At 66.4% G+C, this 15,630-nt stretch carries 17 protein-coding genes; 9 read left to right on the forward strand and 8 right to left on the reverse strand.

Going from position 1 to position 15,630, the window contains the following annotated elements:
- Positions 1–16: 16 nt before the first annotated feature.
- Entirely contained in the window at positions 17–610 is a 594-nt protein-coding gene (locus HCA44_RS02365; protein ID WP_169646945.1) for a helix-turn-helix transcriptional regulator, read from the reverse strand.
- A 552-nt stretch (positions 611–1,162) separates the two neighbouring features.
- On the opposite strand from HCA44_RS02365, the gene HCA44_RS02375 reads away from it, so the two are divergent.
- From HCA44_RS02375 to HCA44_RS02405, 7 genes are all read left to right on the forward strand, one after another.
- Positions 1,163–1,534 carry a hypothetical protein gene (locus tag HCA44_RS02375; protein ID WP_169646947.1) on the forward strand — a complete coding sequence of 124 codons (372 nt, stop codon included), beginning with the start codon at positions 1,163–1,165 and terminating at the stop codon, positions 1,532–1,534.
- 168 nt (positions 1,535–1,702) lie between these two features.
- The gene (locus tag HCA44_RS02380; RefSeq protein ID WP_169646948.1) at positions 1,703–2,458 is read left to right on the forward strand and encodes a hypothetical protein; all 756 of its coding nucleotides are present in this window, start codon (positions 1,703–1,705) and stop codon (positions 2,456–2,458) included.
- A 409-nt stretch (positions 2,459–2,867) separates the two neighbouring features.
- Positions 2,868–3,461 (forward strand): hypothetical protein, encoded by a 594-nt coding sequence (locus HCA44_RS02385; RefSeq protein WP_169646949.1) that lies wholly within the window; start codon positions 2,868–2,870, stop codon positions 3,459–3,461.
- A gap of 75 nt (positions 3,462–3,536) precedes the next feature.
- On the forward strand, positions 3,537–3,878 hold the full coding sequence (locus tag HCA44_RS02390; RefSeq protein ID WP_169646950.1) for a hypothetical protein: 342 nt from the start codon (positions 3,537–3,539) through the stop codon (positions 3,876–3,878).
- Positions 3,879–7,778, forward strand: a complete 3,900-nt coding sequence (locus HCA44_RS02395; RefSeq protein WP_169646951.1) for a phage tail tape measure protein — start codon at positions 3,879–3,881, stop codon at positions 7,776–7,778. It begins immediately after the preceding gene.
- A gap of 33 nt (positions 7,779–7,811) precedes the next feature.
- On the forward strand, positions 7,812–8,135 hold the full coding sequence (locus HCA44_RS02400) for a hypothetical protein (protein ID WP_169646952.1): 324 nt from the start codon (positions 7,812–7,814) through the stop codon (positions 8,133–8,135).
- A gap of 43 nt (positions 8,136–8,178) precedes the next feature.
- Positions 8,179–8,907, forward strand: coding sequence for a hypothetical protein (locus HCA44_RS02405; protein WP_169646953.1), 729 nt, complete (start codon positions 8,179–8,181; stop codon positions 8,905–8,907).
- 267 nt (positions 8,908–9,174) lie between these two features.
- Here HCA44_RS02405 and HCA44_RS02410 read toward each other — a convergent pair whose 3' ends face one another.
- The 5 genes from HCA44_RS02410 to HCA44_RS02430 form a co-directional block, all read right to left on the reverse strand.
- Entirely contained in the window at positions 9,175–9,768 is a 594-nt protein-coding gene (locus tag HCA44_RS02410; protein WP_169646954.1) for a hypothetical protein, read from the reverse strand.
- A 28-nt stretch (positions 9,769–9,796) separates the two neighbouring features.
- A complete protein-coding gene (locus HCA44_RS02415; protein ID WP_169646955.1) occupies positions 9,797–10,237 on the reverse strand; it encodes a hypothetical protein in 441 nt (146 codons plus the stop codon).
- 220 nt (positions 10,238–10,457) lie between these two features.
- A complete protein-coding gene (locus HCA44_RS02420; RefSeq protein ID WP_169646956.1) occupies positions 10,458–11,000 on the reverse strand; it encodes a DUF3558 family protein in 543 nt (180 codons plus the stop codon).
- Positions 10,997–11,386, reverse strand: a complete 390-nt coding sequence (locus HCA44_RS02425) for a hypothetical protein (protein WP_169646957.1) — start codon at positions 11,384–11,386, stop codon at positions 10,997–10,999. The genes HCA44_RS02420 and HCA44_RS02425 overlap by 4 nt, the downstream gene beginning before the upstream one ends.
- A gap of 392 nt (positions 11,387–11,778) precedes the next feature.
- Positions 11,779–12,405 (reverse strand): class I SAM-dependent methyltransferase, encoded by a 627-nt coding sequence (locus tag HCA44_RS02430; protein WP_169646958.1) that lies wholly within the window; start codon positions 12,403–12,405, stop codon positions 11,779–11,781.
- A gap of 203 nt (positions 12,406–12,608) precedes the next feature.
- Between HCA44_RS02430 and HCA44_RS02435 the strand changes: the two genes are divergently transcribed.
- Together HCA44_RS02435 and HCA44_RS02440 are read left to right on the forward strand one after the other, a co-directional pair.
- Positions 12,609–13,124 (forward strand): DUF664 domain-containing protein, encoded by a 516-nt coding sequence (locus tag HCA44_RS02435; protein WP_346764542.1) that lies wholly within the window; start codon positions 12,609–12,611, stop codon positions 13,122–13,124.
- A gap of 77 nt (positions 13,125–13,201) precedes the next feature.
- A complete protein-coding gene (locus HCA44_RS02440; RefSeq protein WP_169646959.1) occupies positions 13,202–14,074 on the forward strand; it encodes a DUF4352 domain-containing protein in 873 nt (290 codons plus the stop codon).
- Between the two features lie 21 nt (positions 14,075–14,095).
- Here the strand turns inward: HCA44_RS02440 and HCA44_RS02445 are convergent, their stop codons facing one another.
- Positions 14,096–15,202: a hypothetical protein gene (locus tag HCA44_RS02445; RefSeq protein WP_169646960.1), complete on the reverse strand. Its 1,107-nt coding sequence runs from the start codon at positions 15,200–15,202 to the stop codon at positions 14,096–14,098.
- A gap of 35 nt (positions 15,203–15,237) precedes the next feature.
- Complete coding sequence (locus tag HCA44_RS02450; protein ID WP_169646961.1) at positions 15,238–15,585, reverse strand: UBP-type zinc finger domain-containing protein; 348 nt, start codon at positions 15,583–15,585, stop codon at positions 15,238–15,240.
- Positions 15,586–15,630 lie beyond the last annotated feature (45 nt).

The following is a 15,630-nucleotide window of genomic DNA, read 5'->3' on the forward strand; positions in this document are numbered from 1 at the left end:
TTCGGTGGGTACTCAGTCAGTACGGCTCGTCTGAGTCGTCATCCAGGGGTGATCTGTTGATGGCAGGACTTACCACGTAGGGCACGGTGATTCCCTTCTCCCGGAGATGGGCGCGCACACCACGGATCTGTGCCTGTAGGTGATCGAGGCGTTCTTCGATGCGCTCGACTTCGGGAGAGGTGGCACCTCCTGCCCGTTCCCAGGCTCGATCGGCGAGTTGCTGGTCTTCGCGGTAGTTGGACGCGAGCCGATCGTGCAGACGAAGGAGCTCGAGTGCTTGTGCGTTCGCCTCGAAGTGCGCGTATGCCTCCGGTTCGATGCCTTCCATGACGACCCCGTCGATCAGCCTGTAGTCCATGAGGGGCTCCTCACCGGTGAACCACTTCAGTGCATTCCATGCGGTGGCCTCGACCTGCGGGGTCACTTCGACGACCTTCTGCGCGAGGTTCGGGTATAGCAGGCTCACAGGCGGCACCTCCAACGCTTTGGCGAGCACTATCAGCTCGGCGAGACCTAGTAGGCCACCACGTTTGCCGCGCTCGAGGTCGGAGAGTCGTGAGCGACTGATCGGGTAGCCGAGTTCAGCCGTTCGGTCAGCGACCCACTGCACCGTCCGCTCGCCTCTCAGGCGCTGCACTTCCGCGGCTACCCGAGAGGTGGTCTCGCGTGCCCAATCTCCATTCGTCATTTAACGAACTGTAGCGGATTGTCGCGTAATACTCCACAGTGCTGTATTGTACTCGTTGAACAGCGAGCGACTGGCTCACTGTTCGTCAAACTACGAATGGAGTGGTTATGGCAACCGGGGGCAGTTCCTCGACAACGATCGATGACCTCAGGGCCGCTGGCCCGACGGTCGCACTCTGGCCGACAGCCGGCCGCGCACTCGGAATCAGTCGCACGACTGCGTACAAGCTCGCCCGTGCGGGCGACTTCCCAGTGAAGATCCTCCGGTTCGGAACGACCTACCGGGTCGTCACCGCGGACCTCCTGGACGCCCTCGGTGAAGGACGGCGCCGGGTACCAGCCGCGTGACCAGGAAAGCTGATCCGCCGCAGACAAGACGAAACCCCCGCCAAATCCAGACCGTTGCAGCGATCCGGGGCGAGGGCTCCACCTCAAACATTCGATCCACCCCACTCGACATGGAGGAGAAGATCCAATGACCACGCTACAGCACGCTACTGACACCACCCCTACCAACCGTCGATCGGCAGGCTGCACGACGCGCATCTTCACCGGCGTCCTCCACCCCGCCGACATCGACCAGTACACCCACTTCGCCACCATCCGAACAGCTGACTCCGGCGACTGGGAAGTCGAAGCGCAGGTCTACCACCACGGAACAGGCAGCCACATCGAGCGGTACGCCAACATCGGCGCCACGAGCGTCGAGTTCGACCAGCTCGAATCCCTCATCGACGCCCTCACCCGCTGCCGCGACCTTCTCCGTGCAGACGCTCAGGCCAAGGAGCTCCGGCGTGACGTGATCCGCATCGACACCGAAGTGGAGATCCGGGAGCGGCTGCAATGACACACCGGCAGAACGACTGTCGCGATTCAGGCGGTGTGAGACGTCCGGAGTTACCTGGTGCAACAGGGCCGAGACGCGAGACCTGGACGGGCGGGCACCGACCACAACCGGACATGATCGAGGGGGCCTGCCATAGTGACTGACTCGATGCGTTTCGACTGGCGTCGCATGGTGAACCGGGACCCCGGCCTCACCGACGCCAGCCGTCGCGTCCTCTTCGAGTTGGAGTCGTACGCCAACCCAGACGGCACCAAAGCGCACCCGAGCGTCCTCGGAATTGCACTCAACCTCCGAACCTCCACCGGCTCGCACGGACACGTCTCGGAGAAGACCGTCCGGACGGCCCTCCGCGACGGTGTCGGCCGCGGATACATCGAACTCACGCACAAGGCGCGACGTGTCCCGAGCGGGGGTCTCGCAGACGAGTACAGGCTCACCCTGCCCGACACCGCGTACACGCTGGGGTGGGGAGTCCTCGACTGTGTCTGTGCCGTCGCACGCGAGGAACAACGTACGAAACGCCTGATCCAGCAGCAAAACCAGGGTTCACCGGTAACAGCTGCTACCGGTGAACCCGGTTCGGCGGTAACAGCTATTACCGGTGAACCGACGGTTTCACCGGTAATCAGCGACCACTTCACCGGTAATCCGGCTCAGTTTCACCGGCAACAGCTATTACCGAACACCAGATCCTTTCCACCAGTTCTGGAACACCAGAAAGCCGGATCTCTCGTTGGCATACCGGACGCGGGCGCAAGCGCCACCGCGCCCGAAGGCGAGCAAACCGACCTCGAATGGCTCAGCACTGCCGTAGCCGGACTCGACGCTGCCGAACTCGCCACCGCAACCGAACAACTGGCGACAGGCAACAGCCGCTACGCCGTCGCCGCACACATCCGCACAGGCCGCAAAAGGAGAGCCTGATGACCCCAGACACCCACAGGAGCAACCCATGCCCGACAGATACGGAGACCCCGAACCCTCCAACGAACCACCCAGCATCCACGACCCTCGCTGCAACCGAGGCTGGCTCGGCGAAGACTACGACGGACGCCGAATCCCATGCCTCACATGCAAACCCCACCTCACCCACAGAGCTCCATGACCCACAACGACCGGCCAGCCCCATCACCCAGCACCTCGAGCCTGCACGCAAGCTCATCGAGCACCTCGCCGCAGGCCGGCACCGCGAATTCGCGACCACATACAAGGCCATCCACCCCGGCGACATACCACGAGTCCTCCTCGCCACCCTCGCCATCGCAGCCACAACCGAAATCCTGGCGGCCGAACCGCAATGTTCCTCGCGCACGAGCGAGGGAGGTGAGGGTCGATGACGGCCCGGAAGATCACGGAAGAGATGGGGGCGAGGATCCGTGAGGGACACGCGGCGGGTGACTCACTGAACTCGATCGCTCGGGCACTCGGGGTGAATCCGGCCGCGGTCAGTCGATGGTCCAAGAAGGAAGGAATCGTGTGGACCGGTGTTCCCTATGCGGCGACGGTCGTGAAGAACCGTATCGCATACAGCCGCACGCGGATCGCGGAGGCCGCGTTGGCCGACGCGTTAGCGATCAGAGAACGGTTGTGGGAGCGGCACACGATCGTCGTGAGTACGGCTGCGGGGCCACAGCGTGTGGTGCTGGACCTTCCAGATGCGAAGGCGACGGCTGAGTACGCCGCCGCCATCGAGAGGCTGATCAAGACCCACCAGCACCTGGCCAGCTACATCGACATGACGAGCTCAGAGGCTTCCAAGAGCGTGCTCAGCCAGATGCACGAGGCGCTGATGCGACTCGCGGCGGAGTCGGACTACGAAGACGAGCTTGGGCCACCCACACCTGCTGATGACGAGCTCGAGTCGGAGGCGGTGGAGGCAAGGCGCGGTCTGGACGAGGCGCCACACGATGAGGTGACCACGCTGTGACCACATATCAATTCACCTGCGGCTCTGGGGCATCCATCGGATTCTCTATCCGCACTGAACGTCCGGGAGGACAACATGTCTGAAGATGCAGCACGAGTGCAGGCCGTCGTTGACGCGATCTGCAACGACGACACCGAACACGCCCGCTCGATTCTGAACCGGTTCGAGCGTGACGAACTGCTCGAGATGACGCTCGCGGCCTGTCGGGTGTTCGCCGCCTCGGCGGCGATCACTCACCCGGAGCACATCGTTCGGACCGACGCGAAGACGCGCCTCAGTGAGTGCGAATGGTTCATCAACACGGCGAAGACGTTCAAGCCGTCTGCTGCGTCGTTCCGTGAGCTCACGAAGGACGCGGAAATGAGGGCCCGCCTCCTGAGGAAACGGGTCGCGGATCCACTGAAAAGGGGTATGTAGATGAGTCTGGATGTTGGCGAACTGGTTGCTCGGCTCACGATGGACGACGCCCGCTTCGTCCAGTCCACGAAGGACGACGAGAAGCGGCTCAAGGGGCTCGGCGACACCGCCCGCACCGAGTCGCAGCGCATCGAGAAGGCCCTCGTCGACGCGACGAAGGGCACCGACCGTCTCGGTACCGGCGCGCAGCAGGCGACGCGTGACCTGTCGAAGATGGGCACCGGGTCGGCGCAGGACATCGGCCGGATCGAGGTCGGTGCACGGCAGGCCGCGACCGGTGTCGACAAGATCGGTACCGCGGCGCAGCAGGCGGCCCGCGAGGTCGGGCAGCTCGACAAGTCCCTCGGCGACGCCGGCAACGGTGCCGGGGCGGCGGGGAAGAAGTCGGGCGGCAACTTCCTGTCCGGGTTCTCCGACGCGGTCGGCAGCCTGTCGTCGAAGACCGGCCCGATCGCGGGCAGCATCCTCGGTATCGCCGCCCTCGGCCTGGCAGCAGGAACGTTGCTCGCGAAGGCCGTCCAGGACGGAATGGCCCAGGAACTGTCACGTGACATTTTCCAGGCGCAGACCGGCGTCACCGAAGCGCAGGCAGAGAAGTTCGCGAGGGCTGCCGGCGAGGCGTACGCCAATGTGTTCGGCGAGTCGGTGCAGGAGAACCTCGACAACGTGCAGCTCGCGTTGAACTACAAGTTCATCGACGCCGGGTCGACGCAACTCGAGGCGCAGAAGGTCATCGAAACCCTCGACGGAGTGTCGTCGATCGTGCGCACGACCGCGGACGACTCTGCCCGCGCTATCGGTGGTCTCATCAACTCGGGCCTGGTCGACAACTTCGACGAGGCAGCCGATCTGATCGTCAAAGCCACCGCTCTGGGATTGAATCGCCAGGGCGACCTGATCGACTCCATCTCGGAGTACTCGGCGGGCTGGGCGAACACGGGCCTGTCGGCGCAGACGACGATGGCGCTCATTGCGCAGTCCCTCGACCTCGGCGTCGACAACACCGACCGGGCTGCCGACGCGATCCGCGAGTTCGGGCGCCGCGTCACCGAAGAGGGCGACACGATCATCGAGGCGATCGACGGTATCGGGCTCAACGGCCGCGAGATGTACGACGCGTTCAAGCGTGGAGGCGACGACGCCGAGTCGGCGTTCGATCAGGTCTTCGACGCGATCCGGGCGATCGAGGACCCGGTGAAGCGGAACCAGGTCGCGATGGACCTCCTCGGCGACACCGCGGGCGACTTCATCGGCGCGTTCGCGCAATGGGACCCCTCGGCAGCCAAGCAGAAGTTCGGGGAAGTCGAGGGCGCGGCGAAGCGGGCGATCGACGTGATGGGCGGCAACGCCGCGACCTCGGTCGAGGGTGCGGTCCGCTCCATCCAGACCGCGGCAGACGGGCTGAAAGCGGCTCTCGCCGAAGCGTTCGGCCCCCACATCCAGGAGTTCGCGGACACGATCTCGAACAACCGTGCCGGGGTCATCCAGTTCTTCATCGACATCGGCAACGGCGCATTCGAGGCAGCGAAGGCCGTCCTCGGGTTCGCTTCCGACTCGATGCGGGTCCTCGCTGAGTTCGCGCAGGCAGGCACCGACATGTCCGCGTCGTTCCTGCGGTCGCTCGCCGAGATGGCCGAAGGGATCGACTCGTGGACACCGGTACTCAAGTTCCTCGGCCTCGTGCCGATCGACTTCGACTCGGGTGACCTCGGGGAGAAGCTGAACGGGATGGCGGACGCCGCGGAGAAGACCGGCGACCGGATCGCCGACAACCTCGGCAAGGGCGCGGACCTCATCGACAACAAGCTGATCCCCGGGGTTGATGCTGCGCAGGAGCGGTTCAACCAGTTCGCCGGTGACCAGAAACTCTCGGCCGCGTTCAACGACGAGATCCAGAAGGTGAACACCGCGATCGCGTCGGTCGGTGTGACCGCGGACGGCACCGCCATGTCCCTCGCGGACTGGCGTGCCGGAATGGCTGTGCCGCCGGACCTCGACGGGCAGTTGCGGGGTCTGGCCGACGCGTTCCTCGAGCAGAACCGCACCGGCCTCGAAGCCGGGGCGACTGTCGAAGAGCTCACGAAGCAGTACTACGGCAACCGTGACGCCCTCATCCAGCAACTGCGGGCGGCGGGCATGTCGAACCAGGCGGCGGTCGCGCTGGTCGACTCGTACGGTCTCGTGCCGGACCTCGTCGCGACGCAGATCGCGCAACCGGGGATGCCGGAAGCGCAGTACTCCCTCGACGTCCTCAAGGGCAAGGTCATCGACGTCCCGGACTCGAAGACGATCCTCACGCACGCGCTCACGCAGGACGCCGAGGATCGGCTCACCGCGTTGGGGCTGCACGTCGAACACCTCCCGGACGGGACGGTGAAGGTGACCGCGAACACCGACGAGGGCGAACAGATCATCGCCGAGTGGCTGCGCCGGGACCGGTCGATGCGGGTACGCGTCGACTACTGGACCGGGGCGGGCGCATCACCGGGGGAGGCCAGCAACATTCAGGGCCCGGTGCCGGTCGTGCCCAACGCGCTCGGCAACGTCCGCGACCCCGGCCAGGCTGAGATCGCGCACTCCACGATCAACCAGTGGGCCGAGGACGGCCCAGAGGCGTTCATCCCGCTCTCTCCCGGCCGCAAGCGTGCACGCTCCACGTCGATCTTGAACGAGGTGGCACGCCGGTTCGGGTTCGGTCTGGTGAAGATGGCCGACGGCGGCATCACGGACCCGGACACGCTCGACGCGAAGGCCCGCGGCATCGAGGGCGCGACGTACGTGTTCGGTGGATGGGGCGACGGCTGGAACACCGACTGCACCGGTGCCGCGTCGCGGCTCGCGAACATGGCGGTGTACGGCGACCCGGACACCGGTGGCCGCTTCGCCACCGGCAACGCCGGGGTGGCGCTCACCGCCCGCGGCTTCAAGCAGGGGTATCAGGCTGGTGCACTCAACATCGGGTGGCTCGACGACCCGGGCGGACCGGGCGGCGGGCACGCGGCGTCGACACTGCCGAACGGCGTGAACATCGAGATGGGTGGGGCCCGCGGCAACGGCCAGTACGGCGGGCAGGCCGCGGGTGCACGGGCATTCCCCAACATCATGCACCTGCCGATGGTGCCGTCCCTCGACCAGCTCGTCGGGTCGGGGAACCTCGGGTCGACGGGCTACGAGTACGACCTCGGGACACCGGGCAGCGGCGGCACCGGGCGACTGTCGACCGGGTACACCGGCGACGGGCAGCTCGCGCTGTCGACGGACGGGCAACGTGTGTTCGTCACGAACTGGCCGGCATCGTTCGGCGCGGACGGCGGCACCCCGATCTACTCCGCGGCGCTGCGTGTCATGGCGAACGGCGGCATCGAGAACGGGCAGGCCGGTATCGCACCCGCGGGGGCGAACCTGTACAAGTTCGCCGAGCAGGAGACCGGGGGAGAGGCGTGGATCCCGCTCGCCACATCGAAGCGGGGCCGGTCGCTCGCGATCACCGAGACCGTCGCCCGTCGGTTCGGGTACCGGCTGACACCGATGGAGAACGGCGGGTTCGGCGGCTACACCGGTGCCAGCGCACCGGCAGCGCTCGACATTCCGCTGTCGATCCAGGGGTTGGCGGGGCTCACCGGCAGCCAGCGGCGGGCGTACATGCAGCGGCTCACCGCGCTCGGTGTCGGCGGCGCGTTCGCCATCGCGTCCGGCTTCGACGAAAACGGTGTGTTCACGGGCCAGTTCGATACCGGCGCGAACTCGCACGCCGCGCTCGAGAAGGGCTTCGAGGCTGTCGTGCCGCTGCTCGAGGAGATCGCGAACGCGGCAGTGAAGGGCACCTTGCTGCACGTACAGGTGGACGTCGACCGCGACAGCAACAGCGCATCGGTCGAGATCATGAAACGCGGACTCTGAACCGCAACAACACAACACACCAGGAGAACCCTCATGCCCCACTACGTGAATCACCTCGTCGACGGACACCCCGCCTACGGCTGCCATTACGACGAACAGACCGGAGACTTCGTCATGAGCGGAGGCTCGCGCCTCAGTCCCGAAGGCATCTACACCGACCCCTACGGCACACGAACCTACGGCGCTCGCCGACTCCGGGTCCGCAAGTCCGACCTCGGCCTCATTTCGGCCATCCCTAAACGGGACGCGTACGACACGCGACCGAACCCGCCTCTCGTCCCGACCGACGCCGGGTGGCCGACACCCCCGGAAGGCTTCGGCTGGCCCAACCTCGACAACCCCAGCTGGGACGACTGACCAACCACAACCGCACACCCTCCCACCAGGAGCAGAACTTCAAATGACTACCTTCCGACAGATCCAGCAGCGCGCCAACGAACTTCAGGCCGAACGCGAACGCCTCGTCAAGATCCGCCGCGACGCCGCAAACAACGACCGCATGATGACCGCCAGCGAACGCGCCGAGTACGTCGAGGAATGGCGCAAGAGCATCGCCAAGCAGCTCGAACCGCAGTTCGCCGCACTGCGCGAGGAGGCACGCGGCCTCGCCGCCTCCACGAAGCGGCGAGCAGCGAACGCACGCCCCAAGCTCGACCCGTCCTCGGCGGCCGACCTCGTGCGCACCGAACATGCATGGCGCAACTCTGTGCTTCCACAGCTCGAGAGGGGCACACCGCTGGCAGACGCGCTGCGCAATGCCGATGCCGACGCTGTACTCGGCGCCGAGCGGTTCGCCGAATCGTGGCTTCGTGCCAACCAGACACGGCCCGCAGGTCTCGGCGATGTTGCGTACGGGGAAGACGGTCGTTGGCGGCGGCCCAGTGATGCCGACGGCCATGCCGAGATGGTCGCCGCGGCCATCGCGGGCCGGTTCGCCGACCTCACCGCCGACCCCGACGATGCTGCCGCCCTCAGGGCGAGCGTCACTGTCGACTCGGTCATCACGCCGGCAATCGACGCGTACATCAGTGAGGCTGAGTCTCGCCCTCGTGTGAGCCTCGATACCTCGATCGGTACGCACTACGCCCTCGGAGCGGCCGACGGAAACGCAGAAGGCGACGCTGCCTGATAGACCACGCACAGAGCGGCCCCACCCATGAATCCGGGTGGGGCCGCTCTGTGTTGTCAGGATGGTTCAGTGGTGACCACTCTGTGACCGAATCCGGTGCGACCTGCGGTGTTGCACGCAGCAACGGACACTAGATCCGCAAGATTCCGTCGACGTTACTTGGCGAAGCACCGATACCCCGGATGCTTCGAGGCGGTGCGCGCCGGAACCAGTCAGGGAGATTGTGTGCGACTGTCGGGGATAGTTCACGCGCAGGTGAGCGCTCGCTCACGTACGCTTCGCGCTGTTGTCTGCAATCGCGTCGAGCGCTTTAGCAATCTGCTTCAACCTGCCTTCAGGCGAGGTAGACGAGGTGGCGGAGGTCCCTTGCTTGAGCACGCGCATGTCGAGCACGAAATCCTCGCGATAGTGATCTCGCCTTCCGAACCAACCCCTGTCATTGGACTTGGTAGAGATCGATGCGGTGACCTGCTCCGGGAAACCCGGCTCTGTGTGTGGCCAGATGTTGTTGAGTTCAGCGCCGGGCATCAATGTTGGGATCGGATCGCTGTATCGGCGAACGATGAACGACAGCATGTTGTTCGCATCGCCAAGGGGCGGCTCGAAGGTGACACAGACATCTCGGGCAACCGAGGGCCCATAGTTGCGGACTACGAGCTCGGCCATCCCGTTGGCGTACGGAACGGGTCGCAACTCTGCTCCCACCATTGGCCGCGACCGGCTCTGGCTGTCTCTTCGAGCTCGTCTGAATGTCTGGATGGCGGCGCCAGCTGCAAGTACCGCGGCGCCTGAGGCCACACGGGAAGCAGTGAACCATCCCCACAGGTCGCCGATCAGGTCGCCAGCTTGCTGCAAGCTCACGGTGTGCCCTCCCACCTGCTGGGCGCGGCTAGTACGCCCACGTCCAACCGATCCTCGATGTGCCGGCGCGAAGCTCGGATACCAATGTGCCCGTGGGGTTCCGGCTGTCGAACGCAAGAGTGAACTGGTAGCGCGAGGCGGAGTTCATCGCGTCCGGGTAATCCACACTCGCGCAACCATAGCTGTGGGGTGTCGTGATCGCGGTCTCCGTCACGCCGTCGGGCCCGACGATTGACCAGGCATTCCCCTTGAACGGAGACAGGAGATTGGGGAACTGGGAAGGCTCGTAGTCAGGGCCAGTGACGAGCTCGACATCGGCGAGGATCGTGTGGCCGTTCTTGTTGGCGCTCACAGAATCGTTCGGGCACCCCGTGTCGACGCGGATGTCGCGCACAGTCCACGTTGCCACGTCGATGCTGCTGTCCTTCAGGCCGACGTACTGACCGAGTACTGCCGGCTTGTTCGTCATCGTTGCGGCTGCTCTCGTCGTGGGCCTGGTAGTGGGTGCCGCGCTCGGAGCAGACGTAGCGGAGGCTTGGGGTGCGCTGTCGGCGGAGGACGAGCAGCCAAGGAAGAGGGGCGAAGCCAGCGCAATCGCACACGCGAACGCCACACGTTTTGTCATGGCGAATAAGTACCAGATGTTGCCGACACAAGCGAGATTCGGCGAAGGAAGCGGCTGGGGTTTGTCAGAGTCGGTCGGGGAACGCGGGCGCGAGCTTCTGCGCGTAGCCGGTCGCCCACGTGCAGGCGTCCTGCACCGTGGCCGGGATCGTGACGGGGTCGAACGTGTCGGCGCTGTACCCGACTTGCACCGTGATGACGCCGGGGTCGATCTCGACGACCACGACGCACGAGCGTGCCTGGGGCGAATCGGTCGAGATCATGCGGTGCCCGTCGAGTGTCGTCTCGTCGATCTTCGTGCCGAGGTTGAGCGCGTCGTCGACGGTCATCGCGTTCGACGCGACGACGGCGCCGGGCCCGTGTCCGTCGGCCGCGTCGTAGATGCAGCCGTACGACTGCGGGCTCGTCGACCGGTCGATGCGGGCGTCGGCGTCGTCCGGTGGTTTCGCGAGACCGGCCTGCGCGAGCACGTCGGCCGGGATCGCGTCGCACGGCTGCCAACTCACGGGCTCCTGCGTCGGCGTCGCGGACTGATCCGGCTCGTCGTTCGACGAGCAGCCGACGAGCACGACCGCTGCCGCGCACGCGAGGCCGACCGCCCGCCTCACAGCTGACCGCCGAATGCGGCAGCGTTCGCGGCGTCCTGTTCCTCGTACTTCTTCAATGCCTCCCGCAGCGCGTCGCCGAAGTTCCGGGCCCACGCCGCGTGCGACTCGAGGTATTCGACGGCCGACGACCCTTTCGGGATGTTGCCGCCGCCGATGGCCTTGTCCTGGAACTTGCGCACGATCGCCTGTGCCGTCTGGATGTCGGACTCGCCGATGCCGAGGCTTTCGACCCACAGCTCGCGGCGGGCCCGGTGCGCGAGCCGCGTCATCTTGGTCACCTGCTCGTCGCACAGATTGATCATGCCGACCAGCCCCTCCCGGTCGATCGAGAACGCGTCGGCGGCGCACAGCTCACCGAACTTCTTCCACTCGCCTTCGAGCGCCATAGATCCCCCCAGGTGCATCGGTATCCGGACGGCGGACAACCTATCAGCCTGAACGAATCAACTTCGTGAAGTGGATGGTGTGGCCGGGCGGCAGTGGCTTCAATGTGGTCACAGAGGCGGCGTGACGCCGAGGTATAGCGCGGCACCAGGTGGCAGGCGGAACAACCTGCCACCTGGGAAAATGGGCCTGCGCTATCACTCGGTTGCACTTGGCGGCACGTTCGGGTTCTGACTTAAAATCCGCCCAGTGTCGGTTCGAGCCCGACTGGGGGCACAGGTCAGATGGATCTGCACAGGCTTTCGCGCGAGAACCCCGGCTACAGCACGCTGTAGCCGGGGTTCTCGCGCGAAATGGTGTGTGAGACTTCCTGTTGGGCAGGGGAGCGGCCGCGTCAGGCGATGCGGCGCACCATCACGGTGTTGTCCAGGCGTACCCCGTCGGTGCCGTCGGGCCGCTTCTGTGCGCGTTCGTGCACGACGCAGCGCAGCGTCTCCCACTCGCCGTCCGCGAGTTCGAGGTCGGCGAGGATCTCCTCGGGCGTCTTGAACTCCATGTCGTGGTGGTGGTCGTGCTCTTCCCAGTCCGGCATGCCCGAGTGGCTCTCGACGAGCAGTACTCCGCCCGGCGCGACGGCGCGGCTCGCGCGGCGCAGGATGTCCTCGCGGGCCAGTTCGGCGAACGAATGCAGGAAGTGCGCCGACACGAGGTCGAACGTGCCTTCGGGGAACGACTCGGACAGGTCGATGTGCACCAGTTCGACGCGGTCGCCCACACCTTCGTCCTCGGCGTGCTGCCGCGCGCGGCCGAGTGCGACGACCGACAGGTCGGTGCCGGTCACCGCCCACCCGCGCTTGGCGAGCCAGATCGCGTCGCCGCCCTCGCCGCACCCGAGGTCGAGTGCGCGACCGGGTGCGAGGTCGGCAGTCTCCCGGACGAGCGAGTCGTTCGGATTTCCGCTCCAGATGCGGTCACTTTCGAGGTAGCGGGCATCCCACTGTTCGGCGGCGGTCTCGGTCATGGCCCCTCTTTCGTCCCGGGCGGCAATGTCGACACCACTGTGCCGCGCGCGTGACGCGATCCGCCACTTCCGTTGCCGTTCCGGCAACTCGCGCCAGCGGGCACCCTCTGGGGTGACGTCCGCGCGTGCGAGCGAATCGCTCGTCTCGCGGTGCCTGATGCGCGACGATCGAGGGGAGTGCAGTCGAGCGGCGGGAGATCGCAGTGGATCAGGCGCAGTTGCTCAGCGACGGGTTCGGGCGCATCCGGGAGGTGGTGGGCGCGACCCTCGACGGGCTGCCCGACGACGCGCTCACCTTCCGGATCGATCCCGACGCCAACACCGTGGCGTGGCTGATCTGGCATCTCACGCGGGTGCAGGACGATCACGTCGCCGACGCGGCGGGCACCGAGCAGGTGTGGACGATCGACGGCTGGGCGGACCGGTTCGCGTTGCCGTTCGATCGCGACGAGACGGGCTTCGGCCAGTCGTCGCGTGAAGTGGGGCTGGTTCGCGCGAGTGCCGACTTGCTGGCGGGCTACCACGACGCCGTGTGCGAACGGACCCTCGCGTACGTCGCGGGTCTCGACGCGGGGGCGCTGGACCGGGTCGTCGACGAATCGTGGGATCCGCCGGTGACGCTCGGTGTGCGGCTTGTGAGCGTCCTGTCGGACGATCTGCAGCACGCCGGGCAGGCCGCGTTCGTCGCGGGCGCGTGGTCGCGGTCGTCCGGACGGTGAGAAAAAACCGACCGATACGCATGTGATGGGTGTCACACTTGTTCGGTAGGTGATTCCGCGAGAAAGGCCGTGCGGCCATGACAGATCGCGACGAGCCCGGGCGTGCCGACCCGCCGGAGGGCCACGACGCTTCACAGGGCGGACCGGAAGGTCGAGCGCAGCAAGAAGGTTATCCGGGCCAGGGTGCACCGCCCGGTTTCGGTCAGCAGGCGCCCTACAACCAGCAACCGCCCTACGGGCAGGGCCTGTACGGGCAGCAGGGGCAGTACGCACAGCAAGGGCCGCCGCCGGGGTACGGGCAGCAAGCTCCGTACGCACAGCAATCGCCGTACGGACAGCAGGGTCAGTACGGACAGCAGCCGCCACCGGGGTATCCACCTGCGGGTTATCCTCCGCCGCAACAGAAGAAGAAGCGGCGCAAGTGGCCGTGGATTCTCGGCATCCTCGCGGTCATCGTGATCGTCATCATCGCGGTGAGTACGAGTGGAGGCGACGACTCCGGCTCGGGTGGCACCGCGGGCGGTGGCAGTGGTGACGGCGGCGGTGGTTCGTCGAACAGCGAGGCGGCCGGCATCGGCACCGAAGTCCGCGACGGCAAGTTCGGCTTCACGGTGACGAATGTGCGTTCCGGGGTGCCGAGTATCGGCGACGTCTTTTCGGAGGACGCGCAGGGCCAGTTCGTGTTGGTCGAGATGACCGTGCACAACATCAGCGACGAGCCGCAGACGTACTTCGGTGACAACCAGAAGCTGATCGACGCGCAGGGCCGCGAGTTCACGAACGACACCGCCGCCGAGATCACGATGGGCGCGTCGACGTCGGCGCCGGTCAACCCGGGCAACTCTCTGATGACGACACTCGTGTTCGATATTCCGGCCGATGCGCAGCCGTCCGAACTGGAAGTGCACGATTCGCCGCTCTCCAACGGGGCCACCATCAACCTGCAGTGACCCCGCCGGAGGTGTAGCGGCTTACGGCGCGTACCGCAGGACGGCCGACGCGGGCGGCCCGTTCGGTACCTCGTCGCCGCGCAGTGCGAGCACCCGGCCGCTCGACAGCAGGGTGCGGCGCGCGATCTCGTCGATCACGCCGTAGGCGGAGGAGTCGTCGCCGAGGAGCACCGTGCCGTCGTCGGGATCGACGGTGCCGTCGACGATGCTGTCGATGTCGACGAACAGCGTGTCGATCTGTCCGTACGTGGCCGAGCGGCCGAGGTCGGACAGCTCGGTCTGCGTGCGTCCCTGCGACGTGCGCAGATCGAACAGTTCGGCGTAGCCCGCGACGAGCGTCTTGTAGTAGTCGTCGAGGACGTGCCGCGACTTCTCGGCGAGCACGTCGTCGGTCACGTGTTCTGGGTTGCCGTCGATGCCCTCGTCGAGCAGGTCCTCGTAGGTGGCGACCGACCGGTAGATCGACGAGGTCGGTTCGGCCGCGGCGAGAATCAGCGGGATCCCGCGCGCGCCGAGGACGCTGCGCAACTCACGATCGACCGCCCGCGCGTACTGACGCAGCCGCAGCTTTCGGCCTTCGTCGCCCTGCACGCGCCGGATCGCGGCGCGATCGGTGAGTTCGGCCTTCCCCGCGTACGACGCGGCGTCGGTGGGCAGGCCGGGTACCGAGATCTCGTCGGCGGGTCGGTCGGCGGACACCTCGACGACGCGCACCGAGCCTTCGGCGAGGGCTAGCACGATCGCGGACTGCGGGAACGTGACGGCCCGCAGGATCGGCTTGATGTAGTACCGGTCGCCGGTGAAGGTGCGCGCGGGCAGCCGGTTCGGCAGCCGATACGTGCGCAGGCGGGTGCGGGAGACGAACACCGCCAGCGTGCGCGACTGGTAACGCCAGAACTCGGCGTCCTCGAGCAGTGTGTCGAACTGCTCCTCGAATGCGGCGCGGTCGGCCTCGTCGGCGACCGAGTCGAGCGCGTCGCGCACCTGGTTCCCGAAGGCCGTGTGGTTGATCTCCGCGTCGTTCGCGCTCGCGTATTCGGTGGGCGTGTAGATCGTGATGCTCGGTTCGCCCACCACCTCCGCGAGTGCCAGGATCTCGGCGCGTCCGGGAACATCGTTGTGTGCCATCGGTGGTTCCTCCGATCGGGGGCCGCGGGGGGACGTCAGTTCAGCAGTTCCTGCCAGTTCGGCGGCACCTTGCCCGACGGGCCCGGTATCGGCTGGTCCGCGGGATGCGCGCGGGGCGGCGCGAGCACGGGACCTTCGTAGAACTGCTGGTCTCGATAGTCGTAGAACCAGTCCTCGCCGGGTTCGTAGCTCGCGACCAGCGGGTGGCCGGTGGCGCCTGCGTGCTTGGTCGCGTGCTGGGACGGCGACGTGTCGCAACAGCCGATGTGCCCGCAGTGCGCGCATCGACGCAGGTGCACCCACCATCCGTCCGCGGCGAGGCACTCGACGCAGCCGGGACCGCTCGGAGGGACGTCGGGATCGATTGCGGTCGGTTCGGTCATGCCTCGATCCAACCGCTCGCCCGCGCGCTCTGTCCGGTGAACGCG

The sequence above is a fragment of the Rhodococcus sp. HNM0569 genome (genome assembly GCF_012726205.1).
Lineage (GTDB): Bacteria > Actinomycetota > Actinomycetes > Mycobacteriales > Mycobacteriaceae > Rhodococcus_F.

Excerpts from the sequence above, each read along its gene's own strand:
- HCA44_RS02450 (WP_169646961.1), bottom strand. The coding sequence starts at position 15,585 with ATGACCGAACCGACCGCAATCGATCCCGACGTCCCTCCGAGCGGTCCC.
- HCA44_RS02400 (WP_169646952.1), top strand. The coding sequence starts at position 7,812 with ATGCCCCACTACGTGAATCACCTCGTCGACGGACACCCCGCCTACGGC.
- HCA44_RS02445 (WP_169646960.1), bottom strand. The coding sequence starts at position 15,202 with ATGGCACACAACGATGTTCCCGGACGCGCCGAGATCCTGGCACTCGCG.
- HCA44_RS02440 (WP_169646959.1), top strand. The coding sequence starts at position 13,202 with ATGACAGATCGCGACGAGCCCGGGCGTGCCGACCCGCCGGAGGGCCAC.
- HCA44_RS02395 (WP_169646951.1), top strand. The coding sequence starts at position 3,879 with ATGAGTCTGGATGTTGGCGAACTGGTTGCTCGGCTCACGATGGACGAC.
- HCA44_RS02390 (WP_169646950.1), top strand. The coding sequence starts at position 3,537 with ATGTCTGAAGATGCAGCACGAGTGCAGGCCGTCGTTGACGCGATCTGC.
- HCA44_RS02415 (WP_169646955.1), bottom strand. The coding sequence starts at position 10,237 with ATGACGAACAAGCCGGCAGTACTCGGTCAGTACGTCGGCCTGAAGGAC.
- HCA44_RS02430 (WP_169646958.1), bottom strand. The coding sequence starts at position 12,405 with ATGACCGAGACCGCCGCCGAACAGTGGGATGCCCGCTACCTCGAAAGT.
- HCA44_RS02425 (WP_169646957.1), bottom strand. The coding sequence starts at position 11,386 with ATGGCGCTCGAAGGCGAGTGGAAGAAGTTCGGTGAGCTGTGCGCCGCC.
- HCA44_RS02385 (WP_169646949.1), top strand. The coding sequence starts at position 2,868 with ATGACGGCCCGGAAGATCACGGAAGAGATGGGGGCGAGGATCCGTGAG.
- HCA44_RS02405 (WP_169646953.1), top strand. The coding sequence starts at position 8,179 with ATGACTACCTTCCGACAGATCCAGCAGCGCGCCAACGAACTTCAGGCC.
- HCA44_RS02375 (WP_169646947.1), top strand. The coding sequence starts at position 1,163 with ATGACCACGCTACAGCACGCTACTGACACCACCCCTACCAACCGTCGA.
- HCA44_RS02380 (WP_169646948.1), top strand. The coding sequence starts at position 1,703 with ATGGTGAACCGGGACCCCGGCCTCACCGACGCCAGCCGTCGCGTCCTC.